Below are 22,955 nucleotides of genomic sequence, written 5' to 3'. Positions count from 1 at the left end.
GAGCGAAATTTTCGCTCAGCCCGATTTTTGCTCTTTTTCCAGCCGTTTCAGCCAGGCTTTGGCCTGCGAAAGCACGTTCTTCGGCGCGGTGCCGCCATAACTGGTCCGGCTTTTGACCGAGGCCTCCACCGACAGCACGCGCAGGGCGTCCGCGGTGATGTCAGGCTCGACCTCCTGCATCACCTTGAGCGGCAATTCGTGCAGCGCCACGCCCTGCTTCGACGCGAGCGCCACGATTCGCCCGGTAACATGATGGGCGTCGCGGAACGGCATTTTCAGCATCCGCACCAGCCAGTCGGCGAGATCGGTGGCGGTGGCGTAGCCCTCGCCGGCCGCGGCCTTCATCCGCGCCTCGTCGGGGACGAGATCGAGCACCATGCCGGTCATGGCGCGAATCGCGAGCGAGAGCGCGGAAAACGCCTCCATCGCGCCCTGCTTGTCCTCCTGCATGTCCTTTTGATAGGCGAGCGGCAGCCCCTTCATCACGATCAAGAGCCCGTTGAGCGCGCCGATCACCCGGCCGGTCTTGGCGCGCACCAGTTCGGCCGCGTCCGGATTGCGCTTCTGCGGCATGATCGAGGAGCCGGTGGTGAACTTGTCGGAGAGCCGCACCAGCCCCACCAGCGGCGAGGTCCAGATCACGATCTCCTCGGCAAAGCGCGACATATGCACGGCCGCGATCGACGCCGCCGATAGGGTTTCGAGCACGAAGTCGCGGTCCGATACCGCGTCCAGCGAATTGGCCATGGGGCGGTCGAAGCCGAGCGCCTTGGCCGTGGCAGCGCGATCGATCGGAAACGAGGTTCCGGCGAGCGCCGCGGCGCCGAGCGGCGATTCGTTCAGCCGCTTGCGCGCGTCGGCAAAACGGCCGCGGTCGCGCGCCGCCATCTCGACATAGGCGAGCAGATGATGCCCGAAGGTGACGGGCTGGGCGGTCTGCAGATGAGTGAAGCCCGGCATCACGGTTGCGGCATGCTCCAGCGCGCGGGCAGCCAAAGCATGCTGGAAGCCGGCCAGCGCCGCATCCATCTCGTCGATCGTGTCGCGGACATAGAGCCGGAAATCGGTCGCCACCTGGTCGTTGCGCGAGCGGGCGGTGTGCAGCCGCCCCGCGGCGGGCCCTATCAATTCGGAAAGCCGGCTCTCGACATTCATATGGATGTCTTCGAGCGCGCGCTTGAAGTCGAACGAGCCCTTGCCGATCTCTGACAAAATCGTGTCTAGACCCTTGCCGATATTTTTCGCATCACTCGCGGTGATAATGCCTTGCGCGGCAAGCATTGCAGCGTGGGCCTTGGACGCGGCAATGTCCTGGGCATAGAGGTGACGATCGACGTCGATCGAGACGTTGATTTCCTCCATGATCGCATCGGGGCGCTCGCTGAACCGGCCGCCCCACATCTTGTTGCTCATGACTTCCCAAGCCCTGCCATCTATATCGTCGTAGCAGCGCGAAACGCCGCGCCGGTTTCGACCGTAATTCGACCGTAACCCCGATCGCATTCTTGAGCCCTGCATAGCCGTATCTGACACAGGATGACAAACGATATGCCCGAAATGTCCCCGCCCCGCCCCGCCACGAGGCGCCGGATCCCGATCGCCATCGGCGCGGTAGCGGCTGCGGGCGTCGTCGGATTGGGCGCGTTTTACGGGCTCGGCGGCTTCAAGCGCGGAACGGGCGGCGATCCGTCCTGTGCGGCAGCCGTCGAACTGGCCCGCAAGATATCGCCTCTGGCGCATGGCGAGGTGGCCGCGCTGACCATGGCGACGACACCGCTGCGGCTGCCCGACCTCGCCTTCGAGGATGCCGAGGGTAAGCCAAGAAAGCTGTCGGAATGGCGCGGCAAGACGGTGCTGGTGAACCTGTGGGCCACCTGGTGCGTGCCTTGTCGCAAGGAAATGCCGGCACTCGACAGCCTGCAGGCCAAGCTCGGCGGCAAGGATTTCGAGGTGGTCGCCATCAACATCGACACCCGCGACCCCGAGAAGCCGAAGAACTTCCTGAAAGAGGCCAATCTGACCCGGCTCGGCTATTTCGCCGACCAGAAAGCCAAGGTTTTTCAGGATCTTAAGAGCATAGGCAAGGCGCTGGGCATGCCGACCTCGCTGCTGGTGGACGCCCAGGGCTGCGAGATCGCCAACCTTGCCGGTCCCGCCGAATGGGCCAGTGACGACGCCATCAAGCTGATCAAGGCCGCGATGCAGCCGATGAAGGCGGGGAGTTAGGCGCTAGGCAAAGCGAAGCGTGCCCACCAAAACCCTGTCCGGGCGCAACGATGGTGGATACGGCGCAGGCGCGCCTTGGCCCACCCTACAAGACTGTCAAGCCGCTATATTGAGGTTGCCGCCGACGCCGGGGGCGAGATTGGCGGTCGAGGGCGTGCCGAGCAGCGTCTGAACCGCGGCCTTTTCGGCGTCCGCATTCTGCTTGATGATCGAGGTCTGGATCTGCTGCTGCGTGCCCGCCGCCTGCATCGCAAGCATGCTCGAAACCATAGCCATCATATCCATACGCAGCACTCCTCAAACCTGAGGGCACCGTACCCCGGCACCGGTTAATGAATGCTTGGCGAAACTGAGCGGTGGAGAAGTGAGCTGAGTGCAACCGACGAATCTGTACGAATTCTCGATCGTCAGCGCGTCGGGACCGGTTTGTCGCCGCGGTAGTCGTAGAAACCGCGCTGGGTTTTGCGCCCCAGCCAACCGGCTTCAACATATTTCACCAAGAGCGGGCACGGCCGGTATTTCGAATCCGCCAGCCCCTCATGCAGTACCTGCATGATCGACAGACAGGTATCGAGCCCGATGAAATCGGCCAGTTCCAGCGGCCCCATCGGATGGTGCGCGCCGAGCTTCATGGCGGCGTCGATCGCCTCGACGTTGCCGACACCCTCATAGAGCGTGTAGATCGCCTCGTTGATCATCGGCAGCAGGATGCGGTTGACGATGAACGCCGGGAAATCCTCGGACACCGCGATCTGCTTGCCGAGTTTCGTGACGAATTCCCTGGCGGTGTCGAACGTCAAATCGTCGGTGGCGATGCCGCGGATCAGCTCGACCAGTTCCATCTGCGGCACCGGATTCATGAAGTGAATGCCGATGAAGCGCTCGGGACGGTCGGTCGAGGCGGCGAGCCGGGTGATCGAGATCGACGAGGAGTTGGTGGCGACGATCGCTTCCGGCTTCAATACCGCGCAGAGTTCGTGAAAGATCTTGCGCTTGACCTCTTCCTTTTCGACCGCGGTCTCGATTACGAGGTCGCAATCCGAAAGCCCGTCGAGCGTCTCGGTGGAGGTAATCCGCTCCAGCGCCTTCTTGCGCGCGTCCTCGGTAATGATCTGCTTGGCAACCTGGCGCGACAAATGGCCGTTGATGGTCGCCATCGCCGATTTCAGTCGTTCGTCGGAGACGTCGTTGAGCACCACGTCCAAGCCGGCGAGCGCCGCCACATGCGCAATCCCGTGGCCCATCTGGCCCGAGCCGATCACGCCGACCTTCTTGATTGTCACCGCCATTTTGTCATCCACCGGAACGGCGCGCATATCGCGCCTGTTCATCTCTAAACCTCAGCTACGATATCATCAGACGCGAGGTTTCAGTCCCACCATTGGCACGTATTCTTCACGCGAAGCTTAATCCCCTTCGCCCGCATCCGCTTAAGGTAAACACCAGCCGGACGTTTGCGCGTCCGGCCGGTGTTCCGTTACTTTCCGAGCTTGCCGAGCGCGTCGGTCAGTTCAGGAACCGCCTGATAGAGGTCCGCGACCAGGCCGTAATCGGCGACCTGGAAGATCGGCGCGTCTTCATCCTTGTTGATCGCAACGATCACCTTGGAATCCTTCATGCCGGCGAGATGCTGGATCGCGCCGGAGATGCCGATTGCGACGTATAGTTCCGGAGCGACCACCTTGCCGGTCTGGCCGACCTGCCAGTCGTTGGGCGCATAGCCGGCATCGACCGCGGCGCGCGAGGCGCCGACGCCGGCGCCGAGCTTGTCGGCGAGCGGCTCGATATACTTGGCAAAGTTCTCGCGGCTCTGCATGGCGCGGCCGCCGGAAACGATGATCTTTGCCGAGGTCAGTTCCGGACGGTCGCTCTTCGCCACCTCTTCGCCGATGAAGCTGGAGAGGCCCGGATCGGCCGCAGCGGCGGCGTTCTCCACCGGAGCACTGCCGCCCTCACCTGCCGCGGCAAAGGTCGAAGTCCGCACCGTGATGACCTTCTTGGCGTCCTTGGACTTCACCGTCTGGATCGCGTTGCCGGCATAGATCGGCCGCTCGAAGATATCGGGCGAAACCACCTTGATGATCTCGGACACCTGCATCACGTCGAGCAGAGCTGCGACGCGCGGCATCACGTTCTTGAAGCGCGAGGTCGCAGGCGCGACGAGAGCATCGTAACCGGAGGCCAGCGACACGATCAGCGCGGCCAGCGGCTCGGCGAGATCATGGGCATAGGCGGCATTGTCCGCGAGCAGCACCTTCTTGACGCCGGCAAGCTTGGCTGCGGCATCGGCCGCACCCTTGGCGTTCTCGCCGGCGACCAGCACATGCACGTCGGCGCCGAGCGCAGCGGCTGCCGTCAGCGTCTTGTTGGTGGCATCCTTGATCGACGCGTTGTCGTGTTCGGCAATCAATAGCGTCGTCATCAGAGAACCCCGGCTTCGGTCTTGAGTTTGGAAACGAGCTCAGCGACGTCCTTGACCTTGACGCCACCCTTGCGGCCGGGCGGTTCCGATGTCTTGAGCACTTCGAGATGCGGCGTGAGATCGACGCCGTAATCGGCGGCGCTCTTGTCGTCGATCGGCTTCTTCTTTGCCTTCATGATGTTGGGCAGCGACGCATAGCGCGGCTCGTTCAGCCGCAGGTCGGTGGTGACGATCGCCGGTCCCTTCAGCTTCACGGTCTGCAGGCCGCCGTCGACCTCGCGCGTAACCTTGAAGTCTGCGCCTTCAACTTCGAGCTTGGAGGCAAATGTCGCCTGCGACCAGCCGAGCAGGGCGGCCAGCATCTGGCCGGTCTGGTTCGAATCGTCGTCGATCGCCTGCTTGCCGAGAATGATGAGGCCGGGCTTCTCGGCATCCGCTACGGCTTTGAGAAGCTTCGCGACCGCCAGCGGCTCGACATTGCCTTCGGCCTTGACCAGGATGCCGCGGTCGGCGCCCATGGCGAGACCAGTCCGGATCGTCTCCGATGCCTGCGCCGGGCCAATCGACACCACCACCACCTCGGTCGCCTTGCCGGCTTCCTTCAGCCGCAACGCTTCCTCGACCGCGATTTCGTCGAACGGATTCATCGACATCTTCACGTTAGCGAGTTCCACGCCCGTTCCGTCGCTCTTGACGCGGACCTTGACGTTGAAATCGACCACCCGCTTTACCGGCACAAGAACCTTCATCGATCCTCTTTCGCTTGAATTCTGGGGTTTGATCAGCTTGTTATTAGCTTGGGCGCGGAACCTAAAGGTCCCGCTATCGGCGGTCAACGCGCGAAAGCCAAAAATCGGCCCCCGAAGGCCCTACCTTCAAGGCCTACCTTAACGGTTCTGACCCGGCACCCACAACACGTCTCCGGCCCCATTATCGTTCATGGCGCGGCTGGCCACGAACAGGAAATCGGACAGGCGGTTCATATACTGAATGGCAGCCGCGCTCACCGGCTCCTCGGGCCGCGCGGCGAGTTCCACCATGACCCGTTCCGCCCTGCGGCATATGGTACGGGCGAGGTGCAGGTATGCGGCAGCGGGGGTACCGCCGGGCAACACGAACGAGGTCAGCGGCGCGAGATGATCGTTCAGCGCATCGATGTCGCGCTCGAGCCGCTCGACCTGGCTCGACAGCATCCGGAGCCGCTCGGCCTTGCCGTCGCGCTGGGGCACCGCAAGGTCGGCGCCGAGATCGAACAAATCGTTCTGGATCCGGCCGAGCATTGCATCGAGTTCGCGGGCATCGCCGAGATGCAGCCTCACCACGCCGATAGCGGCATTGGTCTCATCTACGGTGCCGTAGGCGCTAATGCGCAGATCGTATTTCGGGCGGCGTTCGCCGCTGCCGAGCGCCGTGGTGCCGTCGTCGCCGGTCTTCGTATAGATGCGGTTGAGCACGACCATGGCCGCTTCCCCTTTCCTGATCCTTATCTACCCAACGCCCACACCACGACCATGGTGATGACGATGGCGATGAACTGCAGCAGCACCCGAAGCCGCATCAGGCTCTGCGAGCGGTTCGGCGAGCCGCCCCGCATCATGTTGACGAGGCCGAGCAACAGCACGATAGCCACGGCCGCAAGCGCGATGGGGAGGACGATCGAACTCAGAAAGGATATCATCGGCGGTACATAACACCGCGAGGCGCTGACTTCCACACGATCACAACTCTCGCACTATTGCTCGACGATCTGGCTTTTAACCCAATAATATCAGATGCTAGCCCCGGCTTTAGGACCGGACCGCGATACCCCGATCGAGGTGAGATGTGAAGCTCATTCGCTACGTCTACCTCGTCGTCATGGAGGCGTTTTATACGTTCCTCGCCGATGACGGCTGGGCGATCGCGAGCCACATCGCGCTGTCGACGTTGATGGCGCTATTTCCGTTCCTGATCGTGCTGACGTCGCTGGCTGGCTTTTTCGGCTCCAAGGAACTGGCCGATGGGGCCGTCGGACTGTTGCTGCAAACCTGGCCGCAACAGGTCGCCGACGCGCTGTCAGGCGAAATCCACGACGTGCTGACGACGACGCGCGGCGACATCCTGACCGTCGGTGCGGTGCTGGCGGTCTATTTCGCCTCCAACGGCGTCGAGGCGCTGCGGGTCGCGCTGAACCGCGCCTATTCGGTGGTCGAGCCGCGGGCGTGGTACTGGCTGCGGCTGGAATCGATCGGCTATACGCTGGTCGCCGCCGTCACGTCGCTGTTGATGGCGTTCCTGATCGTGCTCGGTCCGCTGATCCTGGAGACGGCGCGCCGCCACATTCCGTTCTTCGTCGAGTCCAACGAAAGCCTTCTCACCTTCGCCCGCTATGGCATCACGATCACGGCGATGACAGTGGCGCTGTTTGTGCTGCATGCCTGGCTGCCCTGCGGCCGGCGGAGTTTTCTGCAGATCCTTCCGGGCATCGTCTTTACGATGGTGGGATCGCTGATCTCGGGCGTCGTGTTCGGCCAGTATCTGGCGCGCTTCGCCAGCAATTACGTGACGATGTATGCGGGGCTTGCCTCGGTCATCATCGCGCTGGTGTTTCTGTATTTCATTTCGGCGATTTTCGTCTTCGGCGGCGAACTGAACGCAGCCATCATGAAGTCGCAACTGCCGAAGGGGATGTCGCTGCATGCAGCGCAGTCGCCAGGGCGCGCGGGCTCACAGGCTTGACCAGAAAGATCTCGGCGCCGGCGGCGCGCGACGCCGCCTCGTCCTCGCTGCGGCCTGATATGCCGATGATCGGAATGCGCCCGAGCGGCGGCTCCAGCGCGCGAATGCGTCTGATCGCCTCGACCCCGTCGATTCCCGGCAGGACCATGTCCATCAACACCGCATCGAATGCGCCTTGCGCGAGCCGCTCGGGCGCCGCCTCGCCCTGGCCGATGAAGTCGGTCTGATGACCGAGTTCGGTCAGGATCGTGTTGAGCACGACACGGCCGAACGGATTGTCCTCGACGCTGAGCAGGCGCAATGGCCGAGGCGAACTGATCGATACCTCGCCATCGGCACCGGGCGCCGCCGTCACGACGTCCTTTGCGGGCGACATTACGACGTTGAGGGTAAAGGTGGTGCCGCCGCCGCGGCGTTGCGTCACGGTGATGTCGCCGCCCATGGCACGCGCCAGTTGCTTGACCGACGACAACCCGAGCCCGGCGCCGCCGAAGCGCGATGCAATGGAGGCATTGGCCTGCGAGAACGGCCGGAACAGGCGCTTGATTTCGCTCAGCGCAAGGCCGATCCCGCTGTCGGAGATCGCGAATGAAACAGCGACCTTGCCCTTCGGACCCCGCACAGGCGTGACCTGCAGCCCAACGCTGCCCTGTTCAGTGAATTTTACCGCATTGTCGATCAGGTTCTCCAGTGCGGCGCGCAGGCGGACGGGATCGCCGATCGCAAACCCTGGAAGCTTTTCGGAAATATCGACCGACGACTGCAGGCCCTTGGCCGCGGCGCGCCCGGTCAGCGAATCGCCGGCATTGCGGGCAAGCGTCTGCAGGTCGAAGAAGTCCTGCCGCACCTCGAGGCCCGGACCGCCGCTGCGCGCGGCGTCGACGAACAGGGTCGCAAGGCTCGCCAGATGTTCCGCGCCCGCCTTGATGGTGTCGACCCAGCGCCGTCCGCGTTCGTCGAGGTCCGAGGTCGCGAGCAGATTGCTGATCGCGAGAATGCCGGTCAGCGGCGTGCGGACCTCGTGAGCAAAGGCCGCCAGTGCGGTCTCGACCATGCCGGGCGCAGCGATGGCGGACTTGCGCGTGCCGCGTTTTTTGACCGCGGCGCCGGATACGCGCTTTTTCGCTCGCCGCTTCTTGACTGTTCCCGTGGTGCCTGGTGAGCGCCGCTTTGCCGCCATGGTCCCCCTTCCTCTGCCGCGACCAGCATGACACGCGATGGCGGCTGGTGTCACGGAGACGTTTTCAACAACCGGCAGTAGTACTACAGGAATCGTTGGACAAGCCGACGAGACTGCGAATACCCGCAGGGGTGACACCTTGCCCTCGCAATTCGCGCAAGGCCGTGGCTTGCGTCGATTTCGACAGCTTGAGTCCCGACGCATCCTCGATGAGGCGGTGATGCCGATACACCGGTTGCGGGATACCGAGCAACTGTTGCAACAGCAGGTGGACGCTCGTCGACCAGAACAGGTCCCTGCCCCTTACCACGTCGGTCACGCCCTGCAGGGCGTCGTCGATCACGACCGAGAGATGATAGCTGGTCGGCGTCTCCTTGCGCGCCAGGATGACGTCGCCCCACGCTTCAGGGCGCGCGGCGACGACGCCGGTCTCGCCACCGGGCCCTGCACCCTCCTCCTGCCAGGCCAGTTCCTTCGTGCACGCGAGCGCCGCCTGCATGTCGAGCCGCAGCGCGTAAGGCGCGCCTTGCGCGATCAACTCTTGGCGCCGGTCCGGCGGCAGCGATTTCGCGACGCCCGGATAGAGCGGCGCGCCGTCGGGATCGCGCGGCCAGGGCGCCCCGGCCTCGCGTTGCGCGATCAGACGGCCGATTTCCGCGCGGCTCTCGAAGCTCGGATAGATCAGGCCTAAGCCTGCCAATTTTTCAACCGCTTCGCGATAGCGCGCAAAATGTTCCGATTGCCGCCGCACCGGCGTTTCCCAGGAAATCCCGAGCCAGGCGAGGTCTTCATAGATCGCCGCCTCGAATTCCGGCCGGCAACGCGTCGCATCGATATCCTCGATCCGCAGCAGAAACCGCCCACCGCGCTCGCGCGCGAGGTCAAAATTCAGGAGCGCCGAATAGGCGTGGCCGAGATGGAGGTAGCCGTTCGGGCTGGGGGCAAATCGGAAAACGGGTGGCGGCATCAGTTATCAACACTGTCATTGCCGGGCTTGCCCCGGCAATCCATCGTTCATGAACCCTTTACGATATATGTTGGATGCGCGGGTCCCGGCTACGCCAATGCTTCGCCGGGCGCACCAGCGTCGGACCGGCGAAGCTTAGCGGAGCCGGCAAGCCCGCGCATGACAGTGAGTTGACAGCATTCGAAATGACCATCCACCTCAACAGCCAGTCCGATCTCGAAGACGCCGTCCACGCGTTGGTCAAGCAAGACCCAAGGCTCAAGCCGATTTTTGATCTCACAGGCATGCCGGCGCTGCGGCAGCGCGCGCCGGGGTTCGCGGGGTTAGCTGCAATCGTCTGCGGCCAGCAATTGTCCACCGCCAGCGCCGGCGCGATCTGGGCGCGGCTGACGGCCGCGTTCGATCCGTTCGATCACGAGGTCATCCGCAAGACCCGCGCCGACCGCCTCGGCCGGCTCGGGCTTTCGGCCGCCAAGATCAAGACGCTGAAGAACATCGCGCGCGAACTGGCTGCCGAGCGGCTCAATCTCGAGGTGCTGGCGGAAGAGGATGCGGATGCCGCCCATCACACGCTGACCGCGCTGCCCGGCATCGGCCCCTGGACTGCCGACATCTATTTGCTGTTCTGCCTCGGCCATGGCGACGCCTGGCCGGCTGGCGACCTCGCGGTGCAGGAGGCCGTGAAGATCGGGCTTGGCCTGAAAACGCGCCCGACCGTCAAGCAGATGGCGCCGCTGGCGGAACCGTGGCGTCCCCTGCGCGGCGCGGCGGCGCATCTGTGGTGGAGCTATTATCGCGTGCTGAAGAAACGGGAAGGCGTGCTTCCCGACAAGCTCATCCCCGCAACCTCACCCGATCCTCCCGAGCGCAAGCGGTGACGAAATCGATCACGGCGCGCACCGCGGAGAGGTCGACGAGATCGGGATGCGCGAGCAACCAGAGATCGGCCACGCTGACGAGTTTTTGCGGGGCGACGCGGACGAGTTCCGGATAGGCGGTGGCGACGAAACAGGACAGTGTCGAAATTCCAAGACCGGCGCGTGCGGCGGCGAGCATGTCGCCTTGCGAGGAGCAGCGCATCACCATTGAACCCTGCCGCGTGATCGCGTCGCTCCAGCGCGCCAGCCGCTCGTTCGACAACCGGTCGGCGAAGCCGATGACGCTGTGGCCCTTCCATTCGTCGCGCCGCTCAGGCAGGCGCCGCCGTGCGGCATAATCGCGCGAGGCGTAAAAGCCGGTGCCAAGCCGGCCAATCTTGCGGCCGATCAAATTCTCCTGGCCGCTATCGACGGGACGCAGCACGACATCGGCCTCGCGGCGGCGGACGCTCGCCGGATACGGATGGGTGATAATCTCGAGCTGAATATGGTCGTGCTGGCGCAGGAACGGCCCGAGCCGCGGCATCAGCCAGTGTGAGGCGAGCGTGGCGCCGATCGACAGCTTGACCACGCCGCGCGCCTGCGCACCGGTCGCCGATACAGCGGCTTCGGCGCGCAACGCCGCCGCGGCCATCGCATCGACATGCTCGCGAAATTTCTGCCCGTGCGAAGTCAGCGAAAGACCTTCGTTGGACCGGGCGAACAGGGGAATGCCGAGCTGACCTTCGAGTTCGGCGATCTTGCGCCCAACCGTCGGATGACTGGAGCGCAAGCGGCGCGCGGCCGCCGCGAAGCTGCCGGTCTCGGCCACCGCGACGAAGGTCTTGCACAGGTCCCAGTCCATCGGTGCTCCCCGCGGTTTAGATCGGCCTGTTCATAGCTGGATAAACATCTGTTCAATATTGAACGGATGGCGGCTGCCGTCCAGCCTTATAGTGGCGGCAACAACAGCGCCCGGCCGGCGGCTCCGCCCGCGGTACGGCGCCCTCAATCAACATCATCGACGCAGTCCGGATTTTAAGTCCCGGCTTTGCGTTGCAAGGGAGAGACCGAATGCCGTTGCCCGCTTCGCTTGCCAATTCGCTCGAACTGCCGGTGGTCGGCTCCCCCTTGTTCATCGTCTCCGGGCCCGAGCTCGTCATCGCCCAGTGCAAGGCCGGCATCGTCGGCTCGTTTCCGGCGCTGAACGCGCGACCGGTCGAAAAGCTCGACGAATGGCTGAGCCGAATCGAGAACGAGCTGGGCGAGTACAAGGCGCTGCATCCGGAAAAGAAGGTCGCGCCCTACGCGGTCAACCAGATCTGCCATTCGTCCAACGACCGGCTGATGAAGGACATGGAGACCTGCGTGAAGCACCAGGTTCCGGTCATCATCACCTCGCTGCGCCCGCCGATCGAAATCGTCGAGGCCGCGCATTCCTATGGCGGCGTCGTGTTCCACGACGTGATCAACGTCAAGCATGCGCGGAAGGCGGCCGAGCACGGCGTCGACGGCCTGATCCTGGTCTGCGCCGGCGCCGGCGGCCATGCCGGCACGCTGTCGCCGTTCGCGCTGCTGCGCGAAGTGAAGCAGTGGTTCAAGGGCACCGTGCTGCTGTCGGGTGCGATCTCAGATGGCTGGGGTATCGCGTCGGCGCTCGCGCTTGGCGCCGACATGGCCTACATGGGCACGCGCTTCATCGCGACGCGGGAGGCCAATGCCGATCCGGCCTACAAGGCCGCGCTGATCGACCACGCCGCCCATGACATCGTCTATTCCAACCTGTTCACCGGCGTGCACGGCAATTATCTCGGCCCGTCGATCGTGGCCGCGGGGCTCGATCCCGCCAATCTGCCGCAAAGCGACAAGTCGAAGATGAATTTCGGCTCCGGCGGCAACACCAAGGCCAAGGCGTGGCGCGACATCTGGGGCTCCGGCCAGGGCATCGGCCAGATTGCGGATGCGCCGCCGGTCGCCGAACTGGTGGAGCGCCTCAGGTGCGAATTCGCCGACGCAAGCAGTGACTTTCTCAGCCGAGCGCGCGCCTAAGACGCGCCGGTTTCAACAGCCAATCAAATAAAACAAAACAGAGGGACGGAAACAATGAGGGTGTCGCGACCTTTAGTGACGATCGCATTCGCGGTGTTGGCAAGTACCGCCGCTCTCGCCGAGGGCGACAAAGACGAGATCCGCATCGGCCAGACGCTGCCCTACAGCGGCCCGGCATCCGGCTTCGGCATCATCGGCCGGGCGCAGGAGGCCTATTTCGAGAAGATCAATGCCGAAGGCGGCATCAACGGCCGCAAGATCAAGTTCATCAGCCTCGACGACGCCTACTCGCCGCCCAAGACGGTCGAGCAGACCCGAAAACTCGTCGAACAGGAGGAAGTGCTGCTGATGTTCGGTTCGCTCGGGACCGCCACCAACAACGCGGTGCATCGCTACCTCAACGGCAAGAAGGTGCCGCAACTCTTCGTGCTCAGCGGCGCGACCAAATGGGCCGATCCGAAGAATTTCCGCTGGACCATGCCGGGAATGGCGGCCTACCAGTCCGAAGGCGTCGTCTATGCCAAGCATATCCTGCGGACCAAGCCTGACGCCAAAATCGCCATCCTTTCGCAAAACGACGATTTCGGCCGTGATTACGTCGCCGGCTTCAAGCGCGGCCTGGGAGACAAGGCCGCGACCATGATCGTGTCGGAAGCAACTTACGAAACCAGCGCGCCGACCATCAGCTCGCAACTTGCGACGCTGAAGGTCTCCGGCGCCAACGTGATGTTCGGCGTCGTGCTCGGCAAATTCACCTCGCAGATGATCAAGGGCGTGGCCGAGATCAACTGGAAGCCTGACCTGTTATTCGTGCCGACCTCAGCCTCATCGATCTCGTTCCTGGAACCGGCTGGCCTGGAGAACGCCGTCGGCCTGATCTCATCCAGCAACGTGAAGGACACGCTGGACGCGCAATGGGCCAATGATCCCGGCGTGAAGGAATATTTCGCCTTCATGAAGCAGTATCTGCCGAATGCGGATTTGACCAATTCGAACTACGCCGCCGGCTATCATTATGCCAACCTCATGGTGAAAGTTCTGATGGCCTGCAAGGGCGATCTCAGCCGCGAGAACATCATTAAACAGGCGGCGTCGCTGCGCGAGGTGCCGTTGCCGCTGTTGCTGCCGGGCATCACGGTATCGACCGATGCCGACGACTATCTGCCGTTCCAGCAATTGAGGCTGCGTCGCTTCGACGGCAAAAGCTGGATCGGCTTCGACGAAATTCTGGATGATGGCTAGGGCTGAGGGCTTCGGCCGGCCGGGGAGGATAATTTGACATCGATCATCAGCGGCGAACGCCAGATCAGCTACCCTGACATCCACGCCCGCATCGCGCGGGCGGCGGCGGGCTTCAAGGCGGTCGGCGTCAGTGGCGGCGTGCCCGTCGGCATGATGCTGCGGAACGATTTTGCGTTCTTCGAAGTCTCCAGCGCCGCCGCGGCGCTGGGCAGCCCCGTGGTGCCGATCAACTGGCATCTGAAAGCCGAGGAAGTCGCCTACATCCTCGCCGACAGCGGCGCCAAAATCCTGGTCTGCCATGCTGACCTGCTGCCGCAGATCAGCGATGGCCTGCCCGCCGACGTGCGGCTCCTGGTGGTGGCTACGCCGCCGGAAATCGCGGCCGCCTTCAACGTCGCGCCCGCACTGACGCGAGTCCCCGACGGCATGACCGATTGGGACCGTTGGCGCGACACGCATGCGCCCTCGCAAGAATCGCCGATCGGCAGCGCGCCGATGTTCTATACGTCGGGCACCACCGGCCTACCGAAGGGCGTGCGCCGCAAGCCGATGACGCCGGAACAGGCTGCGGCTTCGGCGCGGGTCGGCGGCATCGCCTATGGCGTCAAACCGAACGAAGAGCAGGTCATCCTGATGAACGGGCCGATGTACCATTCGGCGCCGAACTCTTACGGCATGCTGGCATTCCGCAGCGGCTGCACAATCGTGCTCGAACCGCGCTTCGATCCCGAGGACATGCTGCAACTGATCGAGCGTCATCGGGTTACCCACATGCACATGGTGCCGACGATGTTCGTGCGCCTGCTGCGGCTGCCGGATGAGGTGAAGCGCCGCTACGATCTGTCGTCGCTACGCTTCGTCGTGCATGGGGCTGCGCCCTGCCCGCCGCAGGTCAAGCGCGCCATGATCGGTTGGTGGGGCCCGGTCATCAACGAATATTTCGGCTCGACCGAAACCGGCATCCCGGTGTGGCATTCGGCCGAAGAGGCGCTGGCCAAGCCCGGCACCGTCGGCCGCGCCATCGAAGGCGGTGTCGTGAAAATCTTCCGCCCCGACGGCCAGCCGTGTGGCGTTGGCGAGCCCGGCGAAATCTTTATGCGGCAAATGTCCGTGCCGGATTTCGACTACCACGGCAAAGCCGAGGCCCGCGCCGAGGCCGGCCGCGACGGCCTCGTCAGCGTCGGCGACGTCGGCTATCTCGACGCCGACGGCTATTTGTTCCTGTGCGACCGCAAGCGCGATATGGTGATCTCGGGCGGCGTCAACATCTATCCCGCCGAGATCGAGAACGCGCTGATCGGCATGGACGGCGTGCGCGACTGCGCGGTGTTCGGCGTTCCCGACGACGAATTCGGCGAGCGGCTTTTTGCGTGCATCGAGCCGGAAGCGGATGCGGCGCTGTCCCCGGCCGCCGTGCAGGAATTTTTGCGCGGACGTCTCGCCAATTTCAAGGTGCCCAAAGACATCCAGTTCATGGACGCCATGCCGCGCGAAGCCACCGGCAAGATTTTTAAGCGCAAGCTGCGCGATCTATATGCCGAGGGTAAGCTGCGGGCGATTGGGTGAGGGCTAACCCTCCGCTCCCTCCACGTCATTGCGAGCGAAGCGAAGCAATCCATCTATCCCCGCGGGGATAGATGGATTGCTTCGTCGCTCCGCTCCTCGCAATGACGAGGATAGCCTTCCTGCAACCAAATCCGAACAGCGTTTTAAACATCATTGCTGTTGCAAAACGGTCATTAGACGGCGCAAAGATCGCTGCCAGGTGAAGCAGGGATCGAAACAATGCCATCCACCGACTTCGTCGTCGCCCGCAACGATCTGCAGCAATGCAAGACCATCGAGACGCAACTGCCCGACGCGGCCGCGCTGCCTGACGAGACGCTACTGGTAAAGGTGACGCGCTTCGCCCTCACCGCCAACAACATCACTTATGCCGTGCTGGGCGATCATCTAAAATATTGGCAGTTGTTTCCGGCGCCCGAAGGTTTCGGCAACGTTCCGGTATGGGGGTTTGGCGAGGTGATCGCCTCGAAGCATCCCGGCATTGCCGCAGGCGAAATACTGTTCGGCTACTTCCCGATGTCGACGCATCTCGTCATCGAGGCTGCCGACGTCTCCAAGCGAGCCTTACGCGATGCCGCCGCGCACCGGCAGGGCGTGGCGCCGGTCTATAATGCCTATGCTCGTGTCAGCGGCGATCTCTCGTTCGCAGGCAGGCAGGGCGACTATCAGGCGCTGCTGCGCCCCTTGTTCATGCTGTCGTTCCTGGTTGATGACTTTCTCGCCGAGAACGAATTTTATGGCGCAGAAAGCGTAGTGCTGTCGTCGGCTTCCAGCAAGACCGCCTACGGGCTCGCGCACCTCCTGCATGCGAGAGATAACGGCATCAAGACGATCGGCCTGACTTCGCCGGGCAACACGACCTTCGTCAGGTCGCTTGGCTGTTACGACGAGGTCGTGACCTATCAGAACGTAAGCTCGCTGCCGACGAACTCTGCGGTCGCCTATGTCGACATGGCCGGCAATACTCCATTACGTGCAACGCTGCACCAGCACTTCGGCGACCAAATGAAATACAGCGGAATCGTTGGGCTGACGCATCGCAAGTCGTCGCCCGCTGATTCGGCACAGGCACTACCCGGCGCCAAGCCGCAATTCTTCTTCGTGCCGGACCATATCCGCAAGCGCGCCAAGGAGTGGGGACCGGGCGGCGTCGACATCCGGTTCCGCGCCGCATGGTCTGGCTTCGTCCCGAACCTGGAACGTTGGATGAAGGTGACCGAGAACCATGGGCCCGCGGCGGTTCAACGCGCCTATCTCGACATCCTCAATGGCCGCGTGCCGCCGGATCAGGGGCTGATCCTGTCGCTCTCGGAATAGGCGGCATCTCCTTGCGCCCTTCCTGCACCGTCCGGAATAGGTATAGGCTCGCCCACAGGAAAACGCCGCGAAGACGGCCGGTGATGGGAAACGCCCATGCTCGACAGAACGGACGACAGTTCGGTTGCCGCCGACATTTGGCTTGCGCAATTCGAGGAAGCGCTCGGTAAACCCGATGACGCTCTGTTGAAAACGTTGTTCCATCCCGACAGCTATTGGCGCGACGTGCTGGCGCTGAGCTGGAACATCCAGACCCTGAACGGCAGAGACACCATCCTGAAGGCGCTGCCGCCGCTGGCCCGTGGCGCTGAGCCCTGCGGCTTCGCGATCGCCCCCGGTCGCGCTGCACCGCGCAAGGTGATGCGCGCCGGCACCAGCGCAATCGAGGCGATCTTCAAGTTCGAAACCAGGGTCGGGCGCGGCAACGGCATCATCCGCCTGATATCAGATGCGGACGATGGCAACCGCCTGAAGGCCTGGACGCTGCTGACCGAGCTTGGCGAGTTGAAAGGCCTTGAGGAACAGCTCGGCGTGAACCGCCCGCGCGGCAACGCCTATTCGCGGGACTTTCGCGGGCCGAACTGGCTCGACCTACGCAAGGCGTCGGCTGAATATGCCAACTCCGATCCCACCGTTCTCGTCATTGGCGGTGGGCAATCCGGGCTCTCGATCGCCGCGCGGCTGAAGCAATTGAACGTCGATACGCTGATCGTCGATCGCGAAAAACGCATCGGCGACAATTGGCGCAAGCGCTATCATGCGCTGACGCTGCACAACCAGGTGCAGGTCAATCACCTGCCCTACATGCCCTTCCCGCCGAACTGGCCGACCTATATTCCGAAGGACAAGCTGGCCAACTGGTTCGAAGCTTATGTCGAGGCTATGGAGCTGAATTTTTGGACCGAGACCGAGTTCGAGGGCGGCAGCTACGACGAGACGGAAGGTCGCTGGACGGTGACGCTGCGCTGCGCCGACGGAGCTAAGCGCAGCATGCATCCACACCATGTCGTGCTGGCGACCGGCGTCAGCGGCATTCCGAGCGTGCCTGACATTCCGGGATTGAAGGATTTCGCCGGCAAGGTGATGCATTCCAGCCAGTATGACGACGGTGAGAATTGGAGGGGCAAGCGCGCCATCGTGATCGGCACCGGCAACAGCGGCCACGACATCGCGCAGGACCTGCATTCCAGCGGCGTAAAAGTCACGCTGTTCCAGCGCTCCTCCACGCTGGTCGTCAGCATCGAGCCATCGGCGCAACTGGTCTACGCGCCTTACAATGAAGGCACGCTAGAGGATAACGACCTGATCGTGACCTCGATGCCGCTCAAACTGGCACGCAAGAGCCATGCGATCACCGCGGAGAAATCCAAGGCGCTCGACACGGAATTGCTCGAAGGGCTGGAACGCGTCGGCTTCAAGCTCGATTTCGGCGAGGACAATACCGGCTGGCAGTTCAAATATCTCACCCGCGGCGGCGGCTATTATTTCAACGTCGGCTGCTCCGACCTGATCATCAAGGGCGACATCGCGCTGAAGCAATTTGCCGATCTCGCCACATTCACGGCCGCAGGCGCGAAAATGAAGAAGGGCGAGACCATCGCCGCCGATCTCGTGGTGCTGGCGACTGGCTACAAGCGCCAGGAAGAGCTGGTGCGAAAACTGTTCGGCGAGGCGGTGGAAAAGCGCGTCGGCACGATCTGGGGATTTGGCGAGGAGCAGGAACTGCGCAACATGTACAGGCGGACCGGTCAGCCCGGCCTGTGGTTCATCGCCGGCGGCCTCGCGCAATGCCGCATCGGCTCAAAACATCTGGCGCTGCAGATCAAGGCGATCGAGGAAGGGCTGTTGCCGCGAGGCGCGTGAGTTCCGCCTCGCGATCGCTGATTTGCCTGATGATGAAGGCTGCCGCGCGACGCCAGGCTTCGTCGTTGTCGCCGCGAAAGCTGACGAGGCGTTCGAATACCACCTTCCGCGCCTTCACGTCGATGATGTCGAATTTCGCCCATTGCACGAGCGTGCTCATCTTTTGAACGCTGCCGATCAGGAGAAGGTCGGCGCCGGCCGCCTGCGCCATGCCGAGCAACTGAGCGACGGTGAGGTCGCCGACCGAACAGGCGTTTGCCGGACAATCGAGATCGGCGCTTCGCAGCTTTCCGCTCGCCGCCAGATCGGTACGTAGCGAGGCTTCGAAGGTGCGCCGGCGCCGCAAATGGTCGGCGCTTTGATCGATGACCTCGCCCGAGGTGTCGATATATTCGATTTCGGCGACTGCGAAGATGAGCGGCTTGTCCTGCGCCCGATCCAGCAGACGGTTCTGGATCAGCCACCGCGCCCCGCGGCTCCAGGCCACATTGGCGCCCATGCGCAAATCCGTCTGTTCGACCGCGACCATCGCCCCGGATCTGGCGTCCCGTATCTTGAAGGTGACCGCGTATTCCGTTCGGGTGATGCGCGTGACGATCCCGATCATCGACTGATCTGCACCGAGGCCGGCGGCGATCCTGGCTTCGCAGCCCTCGCAATTCCGCAACCTGCCTGCGTTCGCCGCTGGGTCGTTCGCCGCGCTGACATCGACGATTTTGTAGCGCCCGGACGCCGCGATCAGCCGACGGGCTTCCTCCGTCGAAAGCCGCAATTGCTCGCGATCGATGTCATCAGGAGGGACGTAGGCGGCCCCGGCACTGAAATCCTCCAGTTCGAAGGGAAAGACTGCAATTTTGATCGGAGGCGGCGCGGGTGTTTCAGCTGCCTCAGCCGTCGCGAGCGTGGCCAGCACAATGGCCGGAGCGAGGATGGTGGCGATGGAGCGCATGGATCACCTCGGAACTGCTAACGCGGAGCTGCCTTACTCGCCGCGATTTCGCCCGATCTGCTGCCCCGCCGAAACGGCAGCTTTCCCTGCATCGGCCGGGTGAAATACCCGATCTTGGCTTGCCCCGCTTTCTTCCCGGGGAAATTTGCTTCTATAGTCTAAGCCCATGGGAGGGAGCTTGCGACAGGCATCCAACTCCGTGGCGAGGCCTATGCCCGCCATCGATCTGAAGCTGCGGCTGGCGTTACGCGTCGCGGCGCTTGCGGCAGCTTGCTTCATCGCCGTCGCGGCCTACGCCTTGTTCGACAGCGACCGTGCCGCGAAGGCCAAAGCGAGCCGAATCGCCGAGATCGTGGCCCGGGATCTCTCGTTGCAGCAATCGCAGGCGCAATGGCTCTCCGTCTCCATCAACGCAACGCCGGATCTGCAAGGAATCGCGGCGCTGATGGAGCCGGGCCTTTGCATTGCCTACCGCGACAATACCGGCGCGTTTCGGCAAGGGGTCTGCAGTGGAGCGCCCGCAGACGAAATGGCCGCGCCCGAAAGCTTCGCCTCCCTCTATCGCACCGTCTTTCGTCCGGGTGAACCGGTCTCGATGCCGGTCCTCGTTGCCGGCAGCGCTCGGGGCATGGCGGTCGCAACCTTCGACCCCGCGACGCAGATCGGCCAGAGCTGGCGCGAGGTGAGCCGGCTGCTCTCCATCATGGCTTTTGCGCTGGCCGGGCTTTGTGTTGCGGTCTATGCCGCGCTGGCGCGGGCGCTGCGGCCGACCCAGGCCATTGCCACGGGACTGCGGCAACTGGCGGCTAACGATCTTTCCGCGCGCCTGCCGCGTTTCGACCTTGCGGAATTGTCGGCAATTTCCGGCGTCTTCAACGCCCTTGCACAGCGGCTGCAGGCAACGCTTGCCGAACGCAACGCCTTGACGCGAAAACTGATCGAAGTGCAGGACGAGGAGCGGCGCCATCTTGCGCGCGAGCTGCACGACGAATTCGGCCAGTCGCTTTCCGCCATCGCGGCGCAGGCTGCTGCCGCCGCTCACACCGCGGAGCGCCAATGCCCGCCACTGTACGAGGAATGCCGGGGCATCTCGCGTACGACGGCGCATATGATGGAAACCTTGCGCGGCGCGCTGGTGCGCCTGCGGCCGCCTGACGTCGAGGAACTCGGCCTCACCCTCAGCCTCGAAAGCCTGGTCGCGAGTTGGAATGGCTTTGAGAAGGGCCGCACCCGATTCGAGATTGCCGTCAGTGGCAAGGCCGACGATTTGCCGCCCGGTGTCAGCGCCAGTCTTTATCGCATCGCGCAGGAGGCGATCACCAATGCAGCCAAGCACGCACAGGCTAGGTGCGTGCAATTGCGTCTCGATGCCGGAGACGCCGAGATCGTCCTGACCGTCGATGACGACGGCGAAGCGGCCAGCGCCAACCTGAAGCCGAAAGCCGGCATGGGACTGCTCGGCATGCAAGAGCGCGTGGTTTCGCTCGGAGGGTCCTTGCAATTCGAGCGGCGAGAGGCGGGCGGCGCCCGACTTGTCGCGCGCATTCCCACGATGCGGGTGGAGTCTTAGACATGGCAGCCTTAGATTTGGCGGACACCGCAGGCCGCACGCGCGTGATGCTGGTGGACGACCATGCCATCGTGCGCGAGGGCTATCGCTCGCTGCTGCAGAAGCAGGATCGCCTGCAAGTCGTCGCTGAAGCCGACAATGGGGCCGACGCCTATCGCGTCTACAAGGAAGCCAGGCCCGACCTCGTCATCATGGACCTGTCGATGCCGGGAATTGGCGGGGTCGAGGCTATCAGGCGCATCCGGCAATGGGACAAGTCGGCGCGCATCCTGGTCTTCACGATGCACCAGAGCGCGGCCTATGCGGTCCAGGCGATCAAGGCGGGCGCACGTGGCTTTGTCACCAAAAGCAATCCGCCCGACGCGCTGTTGCGCGCGATCGCCGAGGTCATGGCCGGACGCATCGCGCTCAGCCCCGACATCGACCACGAACTCGCCATCAACCGGCTCGCCGACGAGCCTTCGGCAGTCGACGCACTGAGCCCACGGGAATTCGAAATCCTGCGCATGCTGCTGGCGGAGAAGTCCGTGGATGAGATCGCAAACACGCTGCATATCAGCGTGAAGACCGCGGCCAACACGCGCTATCAGATCCGCGCCAAGCTCGGCGTCGCCTCCGACATCGAATTGGTGCGCCTGGCGCTTCGCCAGCGGATCATCGCGGCGGAGGATATGGGAAGCTAGAGCGTTTTCCAGCGAAGTGGACACGGGTTCGCGTCAAGAAAACGCGTCAAAACAAGAATCTGGAGCCCGGTTCTGATTCAATCAGAACCGGGCTCTAGTCTGGAAGAAACGTGCCATGCGCAAATCCCCCTCGTGCTTCGGGCAGGTCTCTGCAACACTCCCGGCCAACAAAATATCGGATTGGGGAGAAGCGCATGTCGGCCATTCTCGGCTCGGGCGAGCACCGTTACCGCGTCGTCGAAAACTGGGCGAAACTGCCCGACGGCTGGAGCCTGACCGACGTCGCCTCGGTCGCCGTCGACAGCAAGGACCGCATCTACGTCTTCAACCGCGGCGCCCATCCGATGGTGGTGCTGGACCGCGAGGGGAATTTCATCAAGAGCTGGGGCGAAGGCCTGTTCAACCGCGCGCATGGCCTGTACATCGACGCCGACGACAATCTCTATTGCACTGACGACGGCGACCACACCGTGCGCAAGTGCTCCCCCGACGGCAAGGTGCTGCTGACCATCGGCATCCCGAACAAGCCCGCGCCGTTCATGAGCGGCGAGCCGTTTCATCGCTGCACGCATACGGCGCTGTCGCCGCAGGGCGAGATCTACGTCTCCGACGGCTACGGCAATGCCTGCGTCCACAAATATTCGCCTGACGGCAAGCTCCTGAAGACCTGGGGCGAGCCCGGCACCGATCCCGGCCAGTTCAACATCGTTCACAACATCGCCACCGACGCCGACGGCTGGGTCTATGTCGCGGACCGCGAGAACCACCGCGTGCAGGTGTTCGACGGTAACGGCAAATACGAGACGCAGTGGAACTATCTGCACCGGCCGTGCGCACTGTGCTGCTGCGGCGGCAAGCAGCCGAATTTCATCGTCGGCGAGCTCGGCCCCGGCATGGCCGTCAACCGCAAGGTACCGAATCTCGGTCCACGGCTTTCGATCGTGGATTCGAAAGGCAGGCGCATTGCTCGGCTCGGCGGCGAAAACGGCCCGGGGCTGGAGGCCGGCAAATTTCTCGCCCCGCACGGCATCGCACTGGATTCCAAGGGCGACATCTATATCGGCGAGGTCGGCGTCACCGACTGGAAGACCAGCTTTCCGGACACACCGATGCCGCCGGAGGTCGGGGTGACGCGCTGCCTGCAGAAGCTGGAGAAGATCTAGACCATGATGAGATTAGGTCGGATTGCAGCCGCGACGGGATTGCACCCCCTCTCCCGCTTGCGGGGGAGGCGTAGGCGGCCTACGGCCGCCGTCCTTGGTTTAAGAACGCCGATGCGTAGCATCGGCTATGGGTGGGGGTGCCTCCACAATTGACACTCCCCATGTGGAGAGAGTCCCTACCCG

Annotated in this window: 22 protein-coding genes; 11 read left to right on the top strand and 11 right to left on the bottom strand. The window is 63.4% G+C overall.

The features are described from left to right. Window positions 1–15: 15 nt before the first annotated feature. Entirely contained in the window at window positions 16–1,413 is a 1,398-nt protein-coding gene (gene argH / locus V1290_RS23105; RefSeq protein WP_334366516.1) for an argininosuccinate lyase, read from the bottom strand. Between the two features lie 135 nt (window positions 1,414–1,548). Between argH and tlpA the strand changes: the two genes are divergently transcribed. Next, a complete protein-coding gene (gene tlpA, locus V1290_RS23100; protein WP_442893707.1) occupies window positions 1,549–2,226 on the top strand; it encodes a thiol:disulfide interchange protein TlpA in 678 nt (225 codons plus the stop codon). 96 nt (window positions 2,227–2,322) lie between these two features. On the opposite strand, the gene V1290_RS23095 is transcribed toward tlpA, so the two are convergent. The 6 genes from V1290_RS23095 to V1290_RS23070 form a co-directional block, all read right to left on the bottom strand. After that, on the bottom strand, window positions 2,323–2,511 hold the full coding sequence (locus tag V1290_RS23095) for a putative motility protein (RefSeq protein WP_028348190.1): 189 nt from the start codon (window positions 2,509–2,511) through the stop codon (window positions 2,323–2,325). 122 nt (window positions 2,512–2,633) lie between these two features. Further along, window positions 2,634–3,515 (bottom strand): 3-hydroxybutyryl-CoA dehydrogenase, encoded by an 882-nt coding sequence (locus tag V1290_RS23090; protein WP_334366514.1) that lies wholly within the window; start codon window positions 3,513–3,515, stop codon window positions 2,634–2,636. Between the two features lie 188 nt (window positions 3,516–3,703). Continuing rightward, complete coding sequence (locus V1290_RS23085) at window positions 3,704–4,648, bottom strand: electron transfer flavoprotein subunit alpha/FixB family protein (RefSeq protein WP_334366513.1); 945 nt, start codon at window positions 4,646–4,648, stop codon at window positions 3,704–3,706. Further along, window positions 4,648–5,397, bottom strand: coding sequence for an electron transfer flavoprotein subunit beta/FixA family protein (locus V1290_RS23080; RefSeq protein ID WP_334366512.1), 750 nt, complete (start codon window positions 5,395–5,397; stop codon window positions 4,648–4,650). The genes V1290_RS23085 and V1290_RS23080 overlap by 1 nt, the downstream gene beginning before the upstream one ends. Before the next feature lie 138 nt (window positions 5,398–5,535). Continuing rightward, the gene (locus tag V1290_RS23075) at window positions 5,536–6,108 is read right to left on the bottom strand and encodes a cob(I)yrinic acid a,c-diamide adenosyltransferase (protein ID WP_334366511.1); all 573 of its coding nucleotides are present in this window, start codon (window positions 6,106–6,108) and stop codon (window positions 5,536–5,538) included. Window positions 6,109–6,131: 23 nt separating this feature from the next. After that, window positions 6,132–6,326, bottom strand: a complete 195-nt coding sequence (locus tag V1290_RS23070) for a twin transmembrane helix small protein (RefSeq protein WP_334366510.1) — start codon at window positions 6,324–6,326, stop codon at window positions 6,132–6,134. Between the two features lie 146 nt (window positions 6,327–6,472). Between V1290_RS23070 and V1290_RS23065 the strand changes: the two genes are divergently transcribed. Then, the gene (locus tag V1290_RS23065; protein ID WP_334366509.1) at window positions 6,473–7,366 is read left to right on the top strand and encodes a YihY/virulence factor BrkB family protein; all 894 of its coding nucleotides are present in this window, start codon (window positions 6,473–6,475) and stop codon (window positions 7,364–7,366) included. Here the strand turns inward: V1290_RS23065 and V1290_RS23060 are convergent. Both V1290_RS23060 and gluQRS read right to left on the bottom strand, forming a co-directional pair. After that, entirely contained in the window at window positions 7,290–8,546 is a 1,257-nt protein-coding gene (locus V1290_RS23060) for an ATP-binding protein (protein WP_334366508.1), read from the bottom strand. The genes V1290_RS23065 and V1290_RS23060 overlap by 77 nt on opposite strands. Before the next feature lie 64 nt (window positions 8,547–8,610). Then, window positions 8,611–9,513: a tRNA glutamyl-Q(34) synthetase GluQRS gene (gene gluQRS, locus V1290_RS23055; protein WP_334366507.1), complete on the bottom strand. Its 903-nt coding sequence runs from the start codon at window positions 9,511–9,513 to the stop codon at window positions 8,611–8,613. 185 nt (window positions 9,514–9,698) lie between these two features. Between gluQRS and V1290_RS23050 the strand changes: the two genes are divergently transcribed. Further along, the gene (locus V1290_RS23050) at window positions 9,699–10,391 is read left to right on the top strand and encodes a DNA-3-methyladenine glycosylase family protein (RefSeq protein WP_334369145.1); all 693 of its coding nucleotides are present in this window, start codon (window positions 9,699–9,701) and stop codon (window positions 10,389–10,391) included. Here V1290_RS23050 and V1290_RS23045 read toward each other — a convergent pair. After that, window positions 10,348–11,235, bottom strand: coding sequence for a LysR family transcriptional regulator (locus V1290_RS23045; RefSeq protein WP_334366506.1), 888 nt, complete (start codon window positions 11,233–11,235; stop codon window positions 10,348–10,350). The genes V1290_RS23050 and V1290_RS23045 overlap by 44 nt on opposite strands. A 209-nt stretch (window positions 11,236–11,444) precedes the next feature. Between V1290_RS23045 and V1290_RS23040 the strand changes: the two genes are divergently transcribed. From V1290_RS23040 to V1290_RS23020, 5 genes are all read left to right on the top strand, one after another. Further along, window positions 11,445–12,419: an NAD(P)H-dependent flavin oxidoreductase gene (locus tag V1290_RS23040; protein WP_334366505.1), complete on the top strand. Its 975-nt coding sequence runs from the start codon at window positions 11,445–11,447 to the stop codon at window positions 12,417–12,419. 54 nt (window positions 12,420–12,473) lie between these two features. After that, window positions 12,474–13,661, top strand: coding sequence for an ABC transporter substrate-binding protein (locus V1290_RS23035; RefSeq protein ID WP_334366504.1), 1,188 nt, complete (start codon window positions 12,474–12,476; stop codon window positions 13,659–13,661). A 33-nt stretch (window positions 13,662–13,694) separates the two neighbouring features. Beyond that, window positions 13,695–15,227: an acyl-CoA synthetase gene (locus tag V1290_RS23030; protein WP_334366503.1), complete on the top strand. Its 1,533-nt coding sequence runs from the start codon at window positions 13,695–13,697 to the stop codon at window positions 15,225–15,227. A gap of 219 nt (window positions 15,228–15,446) precedes the next feature. Then, complete coding sequence (locus V1290_RS23025) at window positions 15,447–16,544, top strand: DUF2855 family protein (RefSeq protein WP_334366502.1); 1,098 nt, start codon at window positions 15,447–15,449, stop codon at window positions 16,542–16,544. Between the two features lie 96 nt (window positions 16,545–16,640). Continuing rightward, window positions 16,641–18,407, top strand: coding sequence for a flavin-containing monooxygenase (locus tag V1290_RS23020; RefSeq protein ID WP_334366501.1), 1,767 nt, complete (start codon window positions 16,641–16,643; stop codon window positions 18,405–18,407). Here V1290_RS23020 and V1290_RS23015 read toward each other — a convergent pair. Beyond that, complete coding sequence (locus tag V1290_RS23015) at window positions 18,367–19,356, bottom strand: DUF2380 domain-containing protein (protein ID WP_334366500.1); 990 nt, start codon at window positions 19,354–19,356, stop codon at window positions 18,367–18,369. The genes V1290_RS23020 and V1290_RS23015 overlap by 41 nt on opposite strands. A gap of 211 nt (window positions 19,357–19,567) precedes the next feature. Here V1290_RS23015 and V1290_RS23010 point away from each other — a divergent pair, with 211 nt between their 5' ends. The 3 genes from V1290_RS23010 to V1290_RS23000 all read left to right on the top strand — a co-directional run bounded on the left by V1290_RS23010 (window position 19,568) and on the right by V1290_RS23000 (window position 22,772). Beyond that, complete coding sequence (locus tag V1290_RS23010; RefSeq protein ID WP_334366499.1) at window positions 19,568–20,926, top strand: sensor histidine kinase; 1,359 nt, start codon at window positions 19,568–19,570, stop codon at window positions 20,924–20,926. 2 nt (window positions 20,927–20,928) lie between these two features. Then, on the top strand, window positions 20,929–21,609 hold the full coding sequence (locus V1290_RS23005) for a response regulator transcription factor (RefSeq protein ID WP_334366498.1): 681 nt from the start codon (window positions 20,929–20,931) through the stop codon (window positions 21,607–21,609). A 194-nt stretch (window positions 21,610–21,803) separates the two neighbouring features. Next, window positions 21,804–22,772: a peptidyl-alpha-hydroxyglycine alpha-amidating lyase family protein gene (locus V1290_RS23000; RefSeq protein ID WP_334366497.1), complete on the top strand. Its 969-nt coding sequence runs from the start codon at window positions 21,804–21,806 to the stop codon at window positions 22,770–22,772. The last annotated feature ends 183 nt before the right edge of the window (window positions 22,773–22,955 follow it).

This window comes from Bradyrhizobium sp. AZCC 1578 (assembly GCF_036924675.1).
In the GTDB taxonomy this organism is placed as follows: Bacteria; Pseudomonadota; Alphaproteobacteria; order Rhizobiales; family Xanthobacteraceae; genus Bradyrhizobium.
The sequence above is the reverse complement of the archived record's forward strand: the minus strand, read 5'-3'. Positions and strand labels throughout refer to the sequence as shown.